General features: G+C 61.9%; 17 protein-coding genes. 14 read left to right on the forward strand and 3 right to left on the reverse strand.

The features are described 5' to 3' along the window. The first annotated feature begins 49 nt into the window (after positions 1 to 49). Both FKB36_RS10200 and FKB36_RS10205 read left to right on the forward strand, forming a co-directional pair. Positions 50 to 1,801 carry a dipeptidase gene (locus FKB36_RS10200; protein ID WP_261597959.1) on the forward strand — a complete coding sequence of 584 codons (1,752 nt, stop codon included), beginning with the start codon at positions 50 to 52 and terminating at the stop codon, positions 1,799 to 1,801. Positions 1,802 to 1,882: 81 nt separating this feature from the next. Continuing rightward, a complete protein-coding gene (locus tag FKB36_RS10205) occupies positions 1,883 to 2,644 on the forward strand; it encodes a dienelactone hydrolase family protein (RefSeq protein WP_261597960.1) in 762 nt (253 codons plus the stop codon). Between the two features lie 13 nt (positions 2,645 to 2,657). Here FKB36_RS10205 and FKB36_RS10210 read toward each other — a convergent pair whose 3' ends face one another. From FKB36_RS10210 to FKB36_RS10220, 3 genes are read right to left on the reverse strand one after another with little or no spacing between them, the layout of a single operon-like run. Further along, positions 2,658 to 3,434 (reverse strand): DUF169 domain-containing protein, encoded by a 777-nt coding sequence (locus FKB36_RS10210; RefSeq protein ID WP_261597961.1) that lies wholly within the window; start codon positions 3,432 to 3,434, stop codon positions 2,658 to 2,660. A 48-nt stretch (positions 3,435 to 3,482) separates the two neighbouring features. Continuing rightward, positions 3,483 to 4,691, reverse strand: coding sequence for an aldo/keto reductase (locus FKB36_RS10215; protein WP_261598077.1), 1,209 nt, complete (start codon positions 4,689 to 4,691; stop codon positions 3,483 to 3,485). A gap of 29 nt (positions 4,692 to 4,720) precedes the next feature. Then, positions 4,721 to 5,299: a TetR/AcrR family transcriptional regulator gene (locus FKB36_RS10220; RefSeq protein WP_261597964.1), complete on the reverse strand. Its 579-nt coding sequence runs from the start codon at positions 5,297 to 5,299 to the stop codon at positions 4,721 to 4,723. Between the two features lie 236 nt (positions 5,300 to 5,535). Here FKB36_RS10220 and FKB36_RS10225 point away from each other — a divergent pair, with 236 nt between their 5' ends. The 12 genes from FKB36_RS10225 to FKB36_RS10280 all read left to right on the forward strand — a co-directional run bounded on the left by FKB36_RS10225 (position 5,536) and on the right by FKB36_RS10280 (position 15,760). After that, complete coding sequence (locus FKB36_RS10225) at positions 5,536 to 5,982, forward strand: hypothetical protein (RefSeq protein ID WP_261597966.1); 447 nt, start codon at positions 5,536 to 5,538, stop codon at positions 5,980 to 5,982. A gap of 138 nt (positions 5,983 to 6,120) precedes the next feature. Beyond that, on the forward strand, positions 6,121 to 6,741 hold the full coding sequence (locus tag FKB36_RS10230; RefSeq protein ID WP_261597967.1) for a hypothetical protein: 621 nt from the start codon (positions 6,121 to 6,123) through the stop codon (positions 6,739 to 6,741). A 127-nt stretch (positions 6,742 to 6,868) separates the two neighbouring features. Then, positions 6,869 to 7,477, forward strand: coding sequence for a DUF1673 domain-containing protein (locus FKB36_RS10235; RefSeq protein ID WP_261597968.1), 609 nt, complete (start codon positions 6,869 to 6,871; stop codon positions 7,475 to 7,477). Further along, a complete protein-coding gene (locus FKB36_RS10240; RefSeq protein WP_261597969.1) occupies positions 7,468 to 8,199 on the forward strand; it encodes a DUF1673 domain-containing protein in 732 nt (243 codons plus the stop codon). Before FKB36_RS10235 ends, FKB36_RS10240 begins: the two co-directional genes overlap by 10 nt. Next, a complete protein-coding gene (locus tag FKB36_RS10245) occupies positions 8,196 to 8,675 on the forward strand; it encodes a DUF1673 domain-containing protein (protein WP_261597970.1) in 480 nt (159 codons plus the stop codon). Before FKB36_RS10240 ends, FKB36_RS10245 begins: the two co-directional genes overlap by 4 nt. Then, the gene (locus FKB36_RS10250) at positions 8,672 to 9,403 is read left to right on the forward strand and encodes a DUF1673 domain-containing protein (protein WP_261597971.1); all 732 of its coding nucleotides are present in this window, start codon (positions 8,672 to 8,674) and stop codon (positions 9,401 to 9,403) included. Before FKB36_RS10245 ends, FKB36_RS10250 begins: the two co-directional genes overlap by 4 nt. Beyond that, positions 9,403 to 10,146, forward strand: coding sequence for a DUF1673 domain-containing protein (locus tag FKB36_RS10255; RefSeq protein ID WP_261597972.1), 744 nt, complete (start codon positions 9,403 to 9,405; stop codon positions 10,144 to 10,146). The genes FKB36_RS10250 and FKB36_RS10255 overlap by 1 nt, the downstream gene beginning before the upstream one ends. Positions 10,147 to 10,238: 92 nt before the next feature. Continuing rightward, the gene (locus FKB36_RS10260; protein ID WP_261597973.1) at positions 10,239 to 11,048 is read left to right on the forward strand and encodes an ABC transporter ATP-binding protein; all 810 of its coding nucleotides are present in this window, start codon (positions 10,239 to 10,241) and stop codon (positions 11,046 to 11,048) included. Between the two features lie 113 nt (positions 11,049 to 11,161). Further along, positions 11,162 to 12,178 (forward strand): TIGR03557 family F420-dependent LLM class oxidoreductase, encoded by a 1,017-nt coding sequence (locus FKB36_RS10265; protein WP_261597974.1) that lies wholly within the window; start codon positions 11,162 to 11,164, stop codon positions 12,176 to 12,178. A gap of 22 nt (positions 12,179 to 12,200) precedes the next feature. Beyond that, positions 12,201 to 13,349, forward strand: a complete 1,149-nt coding sequence (locus FKB36_RS10270) for a hypothetical protein (RefSeq protein ID WP_261597975.1) — start codon at positions 12,201 to 12,203, stop codon at positions 13,347 to 13,349. Positions 13,350 to 13,470: 121 nt separating this feature from the next. Continuing rightward, positions 13,471 to 13,890: a pyridoxamine 5'-phosphate oxidase family protein gene (locus tag FKB36_RS10275; RefSeq protein ID WP_261597976.1), complete on the forward strand. Its 420-nt coding sequence runs from the start codon at positions 13,471 to 13,473 to the stop codon at positions 13,888 to 13,890. Between the two features lie 910 nt (positions 13,891 to 14,800). Next, positions 14,801 to 15,760, forward strand: a complete 960-nt coding sequence (locus tag FKB36_RS10280; RefSeq protein ID WP_261597977.1) for a zinc-binding dehydrogenase — start codon at positions 14,801 to 14,803, stop codon at positions 15,758 to 15,760. Positions 15,761 to 15,823: the final 63 nt, after the last annotated feature.

Genomic DNA, 15,823 nt, shown 5'->3' on the forward strand with positions numbered 1-15,823 from the left:
TACGACTCATCTTCTTCAACATTGTCTCTGTCTCTTCGCCGTGCTTCTGATGGTCGCGAATGCAGCGGCATGCACCGTCTTTGCGATAACGCCCGGTGCTTCCGAAGACAGGTCGATGTACGTCGGGCATACGAACGACGGCGTCGGGAAAGACTGGAGGAACGTCGACGACATAAGTCTGTCTTTCGTCCCCGCGGCCGACCATGCGCCCGGAGAGAAGAGAGCGGTCTTCTTCGACCCCGACAGCGGTTCTGATGCGGCGGGAGGCGCGAGCGGCGGTGATTCGCGCCTGGTTCTTGGGTATATCGACCAGGTGCCGCACACCTACGCCTACTACACCGGCTCATACGGCATGATGAACGAACACCAGCTCCTCTCCGCCGAGTGCACCGACTACGCGAAGGTCGAGCTCGGTGCAGCCGAAGGGAAGCGGATCTTCTACTCCTCGGAGCTCTCGAACGTGGCGCTCGAGCGGTGCACGGAGGCGCGGGAGGCGGTCGAGGTGGTCGGCGGCCTGATCGACACCTACGGCTACTACGGGACCGGCGAGACGCTTATCTTCGCCGATCCACAGGAGGCGTGGGTCATCGAGATCTGCTCGAGCCTCGATGAGGCGGACGGCGGGGGCCTCTGGGTCGCGCAGAAGATCCCTGATGGAGAGGTCTTTGTCGCGGCAAACGAGTTCAGGATCCGCGAGGTCGCTCCCGGAAACCCCGACCAGATCTACTCGGCCGATCTCTTCACGAAACTCGAAGAAGCGGGCGTTTGGTCTCCCGCGGACGGCACCCTCGACTGGCTCGAAACCGTCAGTTACGGCGAGTACTCGCACCCCTACTACTCGGTGATGCGGGTCTGGCGGATACAGGACCTGCTCGCCCCGTCGCTCAACCTGAGTCCGTACGTCGAGGACTCGTACACGAAGGCGTACCCGTTCACCATCGCGCCCGACGAGAAGGTCAACCTCACCGGAGCGTTCTCGCTCTTCCGGGACCACTACGAGGGAACCGGATTCGACCTTTCTACCGGCGAAGCCGCAGGGCCGTTCGGGAACCCGTACCGGTACCTGGGACCCGACGACGCCCACACGAATTTCCAGAACGGGTCGTACATAGAGGTCCGTGCCGGGGCGAACCCGCGGGCGATCTCGGAGATCTTCTGCAGTTACAGTTACGTCGCTCAGGCGCGGTCGTCCCTCCCCGACCCGGTGGGAGGCGTGCTCTGGTTCGGTCCCGCGGTCGCGTACGAGACGGTCTACGCGCCGATCTACGCGGGTTCAACGAACGTATCCTCCGCGTACGCGACCGGCGACCGGTTTGAATACGATCCAGACGCCGCCTACTGGACGTTTGATTTTGTAACGAATTGGGCCATGCTTCGCTACGACGCGATGATCGGTACCATCACTGCAAAGCAGGTCGAGCTCGAGGCCGAATCGATTGCCCTTGTGCAGCAGACCGATAGAGAGGCGGCCGAACTCATCGCTGCCGGCGATGGTGAAGGGGCGGCACGTCTCCTCACGAACGTCACAGTCATGCGGGGTGACGAGATCGTCGACGAATGGCACGGCCTCGCGGGCACGCTGATCGTTACGTACTCGAACGGCCGCATAACCGACCCGGCGACGGAGGCTGTCGAGGAGCCCGGGTACCCGGCATGGTGGCTGAACGAGACCGGGTACCAGTACGGGCCGCGGGTCTACGAACTCGACGAACTCCGCGCGACCGGCGGGCTGAACTACACCGAGAGCAGCGTCTGGGTCCCGAAGAACGCGACGTTTGCGGATATCCGGGAACTCATCTGACCACTTTTTTTTGCCGAACGGGCGGCACCGTTATATGACGCGAGCAGGATGGGGGTGCACCCTGGGACGGGGGGGTAACCTATGAGAAGTATGATCCTGCTTGCAGCGGCCGTATCCCTGCTCCTTCTCGTCGGCAGTGTAGGCGCCGTCGACGTTGGGACTGCCGGGATGCGGAACGGAACGACGGTGAACATCCAGAGCGACGGCCAGAGTTATCCGGCCTACATCACGACGCCCGAAGGCGATGGGCCGTCCCCGGCCGTGGTGCTAATCCACTCCTTCAACGGCCTGGAGCCCGGATACCGGGTTATGGCCGACCGCCTGGCCACGGATGGGTTCGTCGTCATCGCCCCCGAGTGGCAGACCTACGGCCAGGCGCCACAGGACAACGTGACGGAGGCGCTGATCCGGGATACGGTCGCGTATCTCGGGACCCGGCCCGAGGTGAACGCGAGCAGCATCGGGCTCGCGGGGTTCTGCGCGGGCGGGCGCTACACGATGCTCTTCCTGCCCCGGATCGAGGAGTTCAGTGCGGGTGTCGCCTGGTACGGCTTCCCCTACTCCGGCGGGCAGGCGAACGGGACGGCGCCGGCGAGCCAGATCGGCAACATCACCGACCCGATGCTGATCATCCACGGCACGGCGGACGAGGCGAGCCCGGTGGCCGATATCTACCGGTATGCGACCGACCTCGATGCGGCCGGGAAGTACTTCGAGCTCAAGGTCTACCAGGGCGAGCCGCACGGGTTCATGATCGGCGAGGACGGGGAGCTCGTGGAGACGCCCCTCACAGAGAGCGCATATCAGGAGATGGTGGGGTTCTTCAACCGGACGCTCGGTTGAATCCCCCGTCCGCTCATTTTTGGGGCGAATGGAGGCTATTGCTCCGGTCTATCTTCTTCATCACCTTCTCCCAGGACTCCGTGATGAGGAAACTCTCCTCCATATAGCCGATGACCCTCTCGAACTTCTTCATGGGAAATGCCATCGTCAGGACATCCAGCGGGACGCAGGGCCGTGCCGAGGGATCGAAGATCCCGAGCACCGCCCGCGGGTTCTCGTTCTGCTGCTCGAGCCAGGGGAAGGAGAAGACCGAGCTGCACCCGGCGCCAAAGGGAGCGATGACGCCGTTCGGGTCTGACCGGTCGAAGTTTGCGAGCGTAAAAAGGCCGGAGAGCACCTCGGGCCGCGCGAAGAAGACGACGGCGTCCGGGTTGTCCGCCTCCGTGAGGTTGTCCCAGCGCTTGAAGACGATGCTCCTTCCCTCTGTCGGTATCCGTGCGGTTCCCCGGTCGAGTTCGTCGACGATCTCCGGCGTCCGCTTGTAGCGCTCCCCCTCCATCTCGCCGGGTTTTCCGTAGGAGAGGAAGTAGCGGAAGTCGGGGAACCGCTCGGCCTCGTAGCCGAGGTAGAACCTTCCCCCGCGGCACCCGATAGATTCTTCAGAGAAGACAAGGCTCTTGCCATTTCGCACTTTCGTGAGATCGCAGACGAAGCACCTCCAGCCCTTCGGGGCGGGGGCCTCCTCCACCCCATCGATCGGGCCCCCGACCTCGAAGGCGATCGGGAGTTCCGCCCCCGGGAAGTACTTCTCGTGAAGCCGCGTGTAGGCGTCGCGCAGTGCTGTGTCCATATGGGTTTGTCCGGGGCAGCGGGGATTAATTTTCTGATCCGTGCCGCTTCAGACTTTCCTCATCGTGTTCCAGCGCATGAGCCTGAGGGCGTACTCCGTCACGCTCCCGATGAGCCGGACGCCGATGCTCTCGTAATCCTTCGCGACCTTGCTAAGGTGCTCCGGGATCGGGAGGTGTTGCGGGCATACCTTCACGCACTTGCCGCAGTCCCTGCACAGCGACGCATACGCCGGTTCCGCACCGTCCATCTTCCCCCCGATGCGGAGTTGGTACATCACCTTCGACTGGAGCGTCCCGCTCTCGGTGTTGTAGGCCTCGAAGCATCCGGGGATGTTCACGCCCGCCGGACAGGGCATGCAGTACCGGCACCCGGTGCAGCCCACCCTGTTCAGGCTGCGGTAAGCCTCCGCCGCCCGGCCGACGATCTCGAGTTCCTTCTCGGTAAGTGAGTTCGGGTGGGCTTCGCCGGCGATCCGGATGTTCTCCTCGATATGCTGCTCGTCGTTCATCCCCGAGAGGACCACCGTGACCTCCGGGTGGTTCCAGACCCACCGGAGCCCCCACTCGGCCGGAGTCCTCTTCACGTCGGCCTCGTCCCAGACGGCCTGCACCTCGGCCGGCGGGTCCCTCGCAAGGTAGCCGCCCCGGAGCGGCTCCATGATGACGACGCCGAGCCCCTTTGAAGCCGCATACATGAGCCCCTCGGTCCCCGCCTGGTTCATCTCGTCGAGGTAGTTGTACTGGATCTGGCAGAAGTCCCAGCCGTAGCCGTCGACGATCCCCTTGAATGCCTCGATGCCGCAATGCGATGAGAAGCCTGCGTTCACGATCCGGCCGTCCGCCTTCGCCGTATCGAGGAACTCAGCGACCCCGAGATTCTTCATCTTCCGCCAGCCTTCACCGCTTGAGAGGCTGTGGATCAGGTAGTAGTCGATATGGTCCGTCTTTAAGGTCCTGAGCTGGAGGTCGAGCATCCTGTCCATATCCTCGCGGGACGTAACGAGCATATGCGGCAGTTTCGTCGCCAGTTTGACCTTCTCCCGGTAGCCGTCGGCGAGCGCCCGGCCGAGGAGTTGTTCGCTCCCCGGGTATAGCAGCGCGGTGTCGAGGTAGTTCACCCCGTGGTCGACGGCGTACCGGATCTGCCGTATCGCCCGTTCTTCATCGATGCCCATACCCTTCGTCGGCAGCCTCATGCAGCCGAAGCCCAGTACCGAGAGTTCGTCGCCGGTCTTCTCCATCTTCCGATATAGCATGGTCAGTGTCTCCTCTTCCGCACTCTCCGTCATTCTTCCGTCAACCCCCTCCATACAATCTCGAACGAAGCGGCGATCAGCCGGTCTGCGTCGAGATCTCCCCCCGATTCGATGAGCGACCTGACGACGGCGTCGATTGGTGAGGTTATGACGGAAAAGGCGACCTCGACCGGCATGCCCTTGAGGCAGGTCGTCCCGAGGGTTTCGGTAAGCGCCTCGTAGACGGCGGGAGCGTCCTTCAGGAACTCCTCCGGGGGCAGTCTTCTGACGAACGGGGACGAGCAGAACTGCTGGACGAACATATATTCGTCGGGGTGGTCGACCCCCCAGAGAACTGCGCTCCGCCACAATCTCCGCATCCTCTCCCGGTTCGTCCGCTCCGCGTCGCCTCCCCTGCCGATCTCCTCCGCCATCCGGCTCTTGATCTCGTAGTAGGTGGAGTTAATGAGTTCTTCCTTCGTCGGGAAGTAGTGAAAGAGCGTCCCGTTCGAGACGCCTGCTTCGCGCGCTATGAGCGATGTGGGGGTGCCGTGAAATCCCCTCTCCGTGAAGAGCCTGACCGCCGTGGCGGCGATGGCTGCTTTCTTCTCGTTCCTCTCCCCGGTCATACGGATCCCATCTCTTAGAGCGACCGGTCACTCTAGAGTGACCAATCACTCTAATGATCTCCGGGTGGTTAAGGCTTGTGTTTTGTGCGGCGGTATGTGCGATTAGAAGGATATTTACAAGCAGAAACCGGTGTGGGTGAAGTATCGGTCTCCCCCGGCACGCGGAGGAGTTCAGCGGTGAGTTCGATGAGGGACAAACCGAATTATTTATAATGTCAACCTGTGTATGTTGACGAATGCCACTCTCCCTGGATGACAGGCAGTTCGCGTTCTGGAACCTCCGGCGGAGCGGTCTTCCCAACATCCAGATCGCGGACCGCTTCAAGATATCCCGCCAGGCGGTCTCGAAGGCGCTGCTTGCCATGGACCGGAAGGTCGAGGAGACGCTTATCAATATGGCGCAGGCGAACCAGATCGAGGTCGAGCGCATGAACGCGGAGGTTGGCGTCCTCTTTGGCCGCTCCGTCCCGTTTGACGCTGCGGCCATCGTCTTCGTCTCGGCGGACCGCGGGGTGCAGGTCTGGTACGAGCACGAGGGCGACTGCGGCGCGTGCCAGCGGTACACCCAATGCATCGAGCTCCTCTGGGGCTATGCGGACGAACTGGGGATAACACTGACGAAGACTGACGACCCGACCCGTATGGCCGACGAACTCTTTGCAAAACTCCGGGAGATGGTGTGATTGTCCCTCTTAAAGACGATCCGGGCCTACCTCGGGTGGTGTCCTATAGAGGGGCAGGCGCACCGGCAGATGCAGCCGGGGTCCGCCATGCGCGGGGATACTCCGCATGGCGGCCGACGGCGCGTCGGCGGTATAAGTATGAAGATCGATTCAATCGCCAAAGAGGAATTCTGGCGCTCAACTGCAGTCTTCGGAATCTTGGTCGTCATCACTGCTTTCGTCATTACGGCTGGTTATCTCCCAATACCGGCATTTCTGTTGTTTCCCCTGCCACTGGCGATCACTGCAGTAGTCTTCTGCATCGTGGTGTGGTATAGGCGAAAAGAGCATCTGACCGATCCCAATCCTGTGAGCATCCTCCATCACGCTCTCGGGTTAAGAAACAGAGAGAAGAAAACGAAGCGAAGGGGAACTGCCATCGAAAAAGCGTTCGATGCTATCCTTCTCGCTATAGTCTTCCTAATCTACCTTTACGCATCCCTTGCGTACTCTATCAGCCAGATCTACTGGCTTCCCGTCCTTATCGTCATCGGCCTGCTCCTGGCCCGCATTGTCTTCACCGATGGTGATGTTCAACGCGTCACCGTTGCGCGATCAGTTGTCTTCTATCTCATAGTAGCCATGATCTTTCTTCTGCGCCACCTGGCACTGGGGCATCCCGTTCTTCCCCTCCTCCAGGCATTCGTGCTTATTGGCATCGTTTCTTTCCCCATCCTCTATATCTGGGAGCGACGACGCGCACCGGAGGGAACAGATTGATGGTAACCCATGGAACGATGGCTCTGCTCTGCACGCCCGTCCGGGATATATTTGGAGTAGAGATCCGCAACAAACCCACTTTGGGAGGAATGACGACGAATAGGCAAAACTCCGGGAGATGGTGTGATTGTCCCTCTTAAAGACGATACAGGCATATCTTGGGTGGTGCCCCATGGCAGGGTCGGTGCGGATGGATCGCGTGGCGCGGGCGGCGACGGTCGCGGCACCGGGCGGGCAGGATGGGGGCACTCCTGAGTTTGGGTGGTGGAACCGCTATCATAATCAGCTGCTGGTCGCGGCTCTGACCGCATCGGTAGCGACAGTGGCGGCCTTTCTCCTGGTCGGGGATACCGCCTCATGGTATCCGGCTATCTTCCTCGGGGTTGGCCTCGGGGTGGGGCTGGCCATCGGCTTCCTGCTCGGTTCAGGGAAGCAGTACGCGCAGATCGATGCCGGAAAGTTCATCCGGGCCAACATGAGCCGGCGGCTGCGCATCACGCAGGATCTGAGCCTGCCGGCGGCAATCATCCTCCTTGCCATTGTCATAGTGTATTACATCCATGCGGGGTGGTTTGACCGGCTTCCTGCGCTCATGCTGGCCCTCGGTATCGCCTTCTGGGCGCAGTATGGCATCACGATCCTCTGGGAGCGGCGGCACCGCACAACCCTGATCGCGAAGAAGGGGTCGATGTATACCCTGGATACGAACGCGGAGGGTGAACCCATATGGCAATAAGGTTCTCCGAGACGATACGAAGGCTGATGGGCTGGTGCCCGAATGCGGCAATGGCCGGCAGGCGATATGCCGCGCTTGATGTCGAGGTCGAGACGGCGGCGGGCGGCGGCCGGGAGGCGGTGGAGGGTGTACTGGTAGACTACGGCCCGATCGGCACCCCGGGAAGGCTTTTCCTGCTGCTGCTTGGCGTCGCCGGTATCATCGGATGTCTCTACGCCACGGCTCCGGCAACCCTCGTTACGGTTCCGATAACCTCCGTCATGCCTCCGGCGGGGGGCCTTCTTCTGCTGGCCGTCATCGTGGGATACTCCGTTCTAGAACTCTACGGAGCCCTGCGAAGATCCCGCATCGATATCGCCCGCGATACCGTCACTATCAGTCGGCCGCTCTTCCGACCGATCGTCATCCCAAAGGATGCCGTCGTGACGGCAGAGGTGAAGGAGAACAAACTCCCCGTCTCCCTCCGGCTTCTCACGATAGCGATCTCGGTGCTTCTCGTGTTGGCGGCCGGCAACGTATACGCCGGGTTCGAAAACCCGGCTTCCATGCAGTTTATCTTCGGGCTTGCCGCCGCGATCCTCTTTCCGGTGCTCTTCTACCGTACCTATCTGCGGACCCGTTACCCGCAGGCCCTGGTGATAACGACTGCGGAAAAGAAGATCGCCGCGATCTACACCGATGATCCGGGGCGGATAGCCCGGGCGCTGGAGATGCCGTCATGACGATCTCCATGGAGTATATCAGGAAGAAACTCGGCTGGTGCCCGAACGCCGGCGCCGTCAAACCCGTCCGGCATACGAGCGCACAAGCGGGCTACGGGGATGCGTGGCAGGGGAAGAAACCGGAGTCCAACCCCGGCCCGGAGCCGGCCGGCACTGCAGGCGGCGATCGGGGCGGCTACCAGGACAACATGCTGCTGATCCTCCTTGCCCTGGCCTGGCTTCTTCCGGTCGTGTACGACCGTGAGTTCCTCCCGATCCTCATCCTCCTCTCCGCCGTCGCGGTATATTACGACGCGCAGGGCATCCGTGCCGGGGAGAGATTCGAGAAGGAGACACTCTTCGGCGATATCGTCACCTGGCAGCCGCTGACCTGGGGGGCGGCGACGCTTGTGGGCGGGATCATCATCATGGCGATCTACCTCTTTCACCGCAAAGAGATCTACCGTGCAAACCACCGCGGGGAAGCGTCCGCATGATGCTGAAGTTCGCTGAAGCGATACGCCGGTGGATGGGCTGGTGCCCGAACGCGACCGGCACCGTTCGGCGGCGGTATGTCGCACCGGACGGCGAGATCGGGATGGGGGCGGTTGCGGACGGCAAGCGGGAGGCGGTGGAGGGTGTATTCGTGGATTACACCAGCCCCCGTTTCCTGCCGGCGTTGATCCTTGTCGTCGGTGTGTTCTTCGTGCTCCTCGTGGTGGGCTTCCTGATCCCATCCCTGCGTCCCGGATTCTATGTTTTCACAGGCCTCTTCTTTATGGCATATGCCGTGGTGCGTCTCTATCTCGATAAAAAAAAGGCTGAAATAGAGTCGTTCGGAGATTCGGTCGTTGTCCGGAGATCGCGTACTCGCCCCCTCGTCTTTAGAAAGGATGCCGTCAGATCGGTCGAGGTGAAACAGCCCTACCTGCCCATACCCCGCTGGGTGTCCGCGTTGCTCTTGGTTCTCATGTATGCGGGGGTATTCTACGGCATGGTGTGGATCGGGGCGATGCGGTATCCGGGCAGCCCGGCCGACCCCGATTTTATCTTCCACGCCTTCTATCTGGTCGGCTTCATGGTGTATATGCTGGAGTTGCTCTGTCGCTCCCTGGTCAGCCTGCGGTATCCCGGCCACGTCAGGGTGAAGCTGGAGCCCGCCGGGTTCCTCCACATCTACACCGATGACCCCGAACGGATAGCCCGGGTACTGGAGGTTTCCTGATGATGGTATTTCTAGAGTATATCCGGAAGAAGCTCGGCTGGTGCCCGAACGCGGCGGCTACCGGCACCAGCAGGCGCCGGTATGCCGCGCCAGACGGCGTGGTCGGGCTTGAAGCCGCGAGGGAAGGCAGCCGGGAGGTGGTGGAGGGCGTGTTCGTGGAGTACACCAGTCCTCGCTTCTTTGTGCTGATGCCGTTCTCCGTCCTCACCTTCCTCTCCCTCTTCGTGATATCCGTCCTGATCCCCTCCCTGTGGCCCGCTCTCTCCTTTACCTTCCTGGCCGTCTCCCTTCTGGCGTGGGTTGCATGGCGCATCTACTTCAATCCGTACAGGACCGCGATCGAGTTCTCCGGGAACTCCGTCACCATCCAGAGATCGCATACCGGGCCGCTCGTCTTCGGAAAGGATACGGTAAGGTCGGTCGAGGTGAAACGACCCTACCTGCCCATACCCCGCTGGGCGTCCGTGCTCCTCCTGATAATCATGGCTGCAGTGATGTTCTTTGCTGGCGTAGGGAACGGGTTGATGCGCTACCCGGGAGGCCTGTCCGCCGGCCCCTATTTCGGCTTTCAGGTTCTCCTGGCGGTCGGCTGGACGGCATTTATACTGGAGCTGCTCTACCGCGCCCTGGTCAGCCTGCGGTATCCCGGCCACGTCAGGGTGAGGCTCGAGCCCGCCGGGTTCCTCCAGATCTATGCGGAAGACCCGGAGAGGGTTGCCGAACTGCTCGGTTCCCCACGATGACGGGGCATACCTTTTGACGGGAACCGTCCAATATACAGAGCGACATCCCATGAAACTCCTGTACCGCATCCCCACCCGGCGGAGCAACCGGCATGACCGATAACACTCACTCCTCTCCCCCGGCGCTCGTCGAGTTCCAAAACGTCAGCGTCGTCCGGGACGGCCACAGGCTCCTCGACTCCGTCTCGCTCACGATCCGCGAGGGAGAGCATATCGCCATCCTCGGCCCGAACGGGGCGGGGAAGTCGTCGCTCATCCGGGCGATCACCCGCGAGTACTACCCCTCTGCCGGGGGGGCCGGCGTCGTCTTCCGGTTCCGGGGACGGGATACCTGGGACGCCTTCGATCTCCGGTCGCACCTCGGGGTCGTCTCTAGCGACCTCCAGCACACCTTCACCCGCGGCATATCGGGCCGCGAGGTTGTCCTCTCGGGGTTCTTCTCAAGCATCGGGCTCTTCCTCTCTCACGAGGTGACCCCCGCTATGGAGCGGAGGACCGATGAGATACTCGAGTTCCTGGAGGTCGCCCACCTTGCCGACCGCCCGATGACCGAACTCTCCTCGGGCGAGGCCCGCCGGTTCCTGATCGGACGGGCGCTCGTCCACGACCCGAGCACGCTCCTCCTCGACGAGCCCACAAACAGCCTCGACCTCGCCGCGCTTCACACCTTTAGGAAAACCCTCCGAAAGATTGCACAGTCCGGCACCGGGATCATCCTCGTGACCCACAACCTCCACGACATCATCCCCGAGATCTCCCGTGTCGTCCTGATGCGGGACGGCGCCGTCCAGAAAGACGGCCCGAAGGCCGATGTCCTGACCAGTGAAGCCATCGCCGACCTCTTCCGCGTCCCGGTCCGCGTCCGGGAAGAGGACGGGTATTACTACGCGACGGGGTACTAACCCCGAGCTCGTTATTTTTCCCCCGTCATAACGTTTAAGCCCGGTGACGTTCTCCCCCGCTGCTCATACCCGTGGCACCTCCGTGCACATGGGACGAGGAAAGGAGGAAAAGCATGGTCGAGATAGGCTACAAACTCTTCACCGAGTCGCACAGTGCACCCGAACTGGTGAAGAACGCACGGCTTGCCGAGGACGCCGGGTTCTCGTTTCTGAGCATCAGCGATCACTACCTCCCGTGGATCCCGAACCACGGGCGTGCCGGGTTTGCCTGGTGCACCATCGGTGCGGTATCGCAGGCCACCTCGCGGGCCCGGGTCTCCACCGGCGTGACCTGCCCGCTGATACGCTACCACCCGGCGATCATCGCACAGGCCGCGGCGACCGCGGCAAACCTGATGCCCGGACGGTTCGAACTCGGCCTCGGGACCGGCGAGAACTTGAATGAGCACGTCACCGGGGGAATCTTTCCCACATCCGAGCCGTTGCGGCTCGGTATGCTCCGCGAGGCGGTGAAGATCATCCGGACGCTCTGGAAGGGCGGCACGCAGGACTACTACGGCGCCTACTACACCGTCGACAACGCGCAGATCTTTGAACTCCCGGAGGTTCTCCCACCGATCCGCATATCGGCCCAGGGGCCGATGGCGGCAGAGGTTGCCGGTGAGATCGGCGACGCGCTCATCCACTTCGAGCAGAAACCGGAAGAGGTCGTCGAGACGTTCCGCGCATCCGGCGGCGAGGGCAAATCGTGCATGATCGAGACCGTGGTCTGCTACGCCGGAAGCGAGGAAGAGGCGAAGCGCACTGCGTACGAGTGGTTCCCCATGGCGGCAAACAAGGGAGAGTTGAACTGGGTCGTTCCTACGCCGGCACACTTTGAGCAGTTGCAGCAGATGGTGACGCCGGAGGATGTCGCAAAGAACGTCCTCTGCGGACCCGATCCGCAGAAGATCATCGAGAAGGTGGGAAAACTCGTCGATATGGGGTACGACAGTGTTCTGTTGCACCAGGTCGGCCCGGAGCAGGAGAGGTTCATCAACCTCGCCCACGACGTCATCCTGCCGGAGTTCGGGATCAAGCCTCCGCGGCCCGAGTCCGGGGGGCGGATGGTCATCGGGCCGGCACGGTGAGCATGACCCCGGTGAAGGAGAGATGGCGAAGAGCGTGACCACCACAACCGTCCGCGACCTCATGGCGGAGTTCGCCAGCCTGACCGGGCTCGACCCGCCCTACGACCACCCGCGGCGCTACCTCTGGACGGACGCCTACGCGGTCTGCAACTACCTCGAACTCTTCCGCCGGACGGGTGACGCGGCCTACCGCGACCTTGCCCTCCGCCTCGTCGACCAGGTGCACCACACCCTCGGCCGGCACCGCGACGACGATCCGCGGACCGGGTGGATCAGCGGTCTCCCCGACGAGGAGGGGGAGGCGCACCCGACCCGGGGCGGTCTCCGGATAGGTAAACCGCTTCCCGAACGCCGGCCTGGTGAGCCGTTCGACGAGCGACTGGAGTGGAAACAGGACGGGCAGTACTACCACTACCTGACAAAGTGGATGCACGCGCTCAACCGGGTGAGCAGGACGACCGGAGACCCGGCCTATACCCGGTGGGCGGTGGAGCTTGCAGGGGTCGCCCACGCCGCGTTCACCTATACCCTCCCCTCCGACGGCAGGAGGATGTACTGGAAGATGAGCACCGACCTCTCCCGGCCGCTCGTCCCGGCGATGGGGCAGCACGACCCGCTCGACGGGTTCGTCACCTACAGCGAGTTTCAGGCGGCAGGGGGAACCGGTCTCTCGGTCGAGATTGCCGATATGGCCCGGATCTGCCGCAGCGAGCCCCTCTCCACGGACGACCCGCTCGGCATAGGCGGCCTTCTCTACGATGCCGGGAGGATCTCGCAACTCGCGGGCCGGGAAGGGTTTGCATACGAAGATCTGTTGCCGTCAGTTCTCGATGCGGCCCTCTCCGGTCTCAGGCGCTTCACCCGGGGTGGGACGCTCCGCTACCCCGCTGATCACCGCCTCGCCTTCCGGGAGCTCGGGCTCTCGATCGGCCTGTCGGGTGTTGGGCCTCTCCTGGAACGGGTCAGGGATAACCCGGTCCTTTTCGGGCGGGATGGGAACGTGCAGCAGCGAGCGGAGGCTCTCATGGAGTACGTGCCGCTCACCGATGCGATCGAGCGCTTCTGGATGGACGGTACCAACCAGAAAGCCGGCACCTGGGCGCAACACCGGGAGATCAACATGGTGATGCTCGCCACCAGCCTCGCTCCCGGGGAGTTCCTGGGGGTCTAACTCGGGTGGATGCGATCCCTGCCAGACAAGACCGTCCGGCGGCCCAGGGGGGGCGTGAAGCCCTGACCCATATCTATTTAGGAAGGGACGATTAGTTCTGATTCGAAGGAGGTATGTACCTATGGTATCTAAACTGATGGACTACTTCAACAAACAACCGAGACTCGGGGTGCTCAGCACCGCGAACAAAGAAGGCAAGATCGATGCGGCGGTCTTCGGGTCGCCGATGATGGTCGACGAGAAGACCGTCGTGATGGGGCTCGGGAATAACCGCACGTTTGCCTACCTGCAGGATAATCCCAATGCCGTCTTCACGATCATGGAGCAGGGGGCGACGCTTGCGGACTGGAAGGGGCTCCGGGTCTACCTGAAGATGAAGAACTACGCGACCTCCGGAGAGACGCTCGATGCTTACCGGCAAAAGGTCGCTGAGGCCGCGGGTGAGGATGCGGCGGCGATGATCCATGCCTCGGTGACGTTCGAGGTCGGCGAGGTGCGACCCCTCATCGATATGGGCCAGGGCTGGGAGAAGTCTGTCTAACTCTTTTTTCCTTCGATCCCGGCGCTCCGGCTCCTTTATTACCTATCGCTATGGTTGTTCTTCCAGAACGGCAGGGACGGCATGCTGCGATGAGAGCCTGCCGTGCCGTCATGGGGCGCGCACCGAGAGATGCCAGGACCGGGAGTGATCTGCGATCGAATCCCTGGTCTCCCCTCTGGGTGAATGCCGTCCGCAAGCATGGTTATGCATCTCATTCTCTGGGGCCCGGCAGCTGGACGGTGCCCGAAAACGCCCCCTGCTCCCCCTCACCCCTCTCTTCGGCAGCAGTGCAGCAGTCCGGCCAGCGCTTTGCCATCCTGAACGGTGTACGATCTTATAGAGCCAGATGGTGCGCTTAAAAAAGAACTCATCGCTCCAACTGAGTGCCGGATAACCGGTATGCCTGCAGACCGCGCAATTATCCGGTATCCCCTCTCATTCCGGCTACCTTTATTGAATTTGCGGAAGATGCGGTTTTTTTGGCAGCGCGGCAACATTTAAGGATCATGAAGGATAGTTACCAACTAGAGGTCGTCATAAAACACCCTATCGGGAAGAGAGATACCTCTCCCGATATTCCAACTCGAAACCTCTGGGATTTTTGAATCCCTGCCGTCTGATAGCCGCGAATCGCGTGCATCCCGGACTCGATAGACGGCTGCCATCCCGGCGGATGCCGGCTGGTCTGCGTGGTAAGGTAGAGTAGACGAATACACCCTGCCGGGCGGGTGCACGGGCTGGACCCCGCGCCCGGCGACGGCAGGGGCGGCCAGCATCTTCGCTTGAACCCGGCCGCTGGGGAAACGTCATGGGATGACCGGATATCTGGGCGGGATTGTGATTGTAGGTGCTGGATCGCGAGATTGCACGTCCGAAGAGGATGTGCAGTTGAAACCAGGAGAGTATTAGCATGATGAAAGGATGGGAATTTACCTACACCCATAAACCGCTGAGACTTGTTGAAAAACCTGATCCGGTTGCGAAACCCGGTTACGTAGCGCTCGATGTGAAGGCCTGCGGGCTCTGCCATTCGGATGTCGGCGCACTGGAGGATGAGAAGTGGTTGGCGCTGATGAAGTACCCGCTCATCATCGGTCACGAATACGCCGGCGTCATCACGGAGGTCGGCGAAGGCGTCACCGGATATAACGTGGGAGATCGAGTCGGCGTCTGCCCCATGCCTACCAAAGACGGGTACGGCGGGGGATACGGCCGGGACGGCGGATACGCCACGAAATCGACCGCTCCGGCGGAGATGCTGGTCCCGGTTCCCGATAACGTCTCATTTACCTATGCTGCGGCCGCTACGGATGCGGGGATGACCTCCCACCATGCGGTGGCCGTGGCGGGGGGTGCCGGGCCCGGCATCAACATGGGCATCATCGGCATCGGTGGCCTGGGCCAGATCGGCACCCGGGTCGCCGTCCTCAAGGGCGCCAATGTATACGCGGCTTCCAGGAACCCCGCAGCACGGGAAGAAGCCATGAAACTCGGATGCAAGGCCGCATACCCGTCGATCAGCGAGGTCGCCGAGCACCATGATCTGGATGTCATCGTCGATTTTGCCGGGGCCGGCAAGACAACCGCGGACGCCCTGGAAGCGGTCGGGGTCAATGGCCGTGTGGTCCTGGTCGGCATGGCAAAACTGGAGACCACCCTCAACACGATGCCCCTGATCACGAAAGAGGTTACCATAGTCGGCAGCCAGGGCGGCAACGTCGACGATATCGCCAGCGTCTACAAGATGATGGCATCAGGCGACCTCAAACCGGACGTCATCGAGATCGGATTCGATGATATCCCGGCGGGCCTCGAAAAACTCAAACAGGGCGGGGTAAGAGGGAGACTGGTTGCCGTCATGGACAGATGAGGTCCACGCGACATCGCGGAATGCATCCGCGTCATTCACCCGGGTAGCTTCCAACGCCCTACC

The sequence above is a fragment of the Methanoculleus formosensis genome (genome assembly GCF_025384765.1).
GTDB classification, from domain to species: domain Archaea; phylum Halobacteriota; class Methanomicrobia; order Methanomicrobiales; family Methanoculleaceae; genus Methanoculleus; species Methanoculleus formosensis.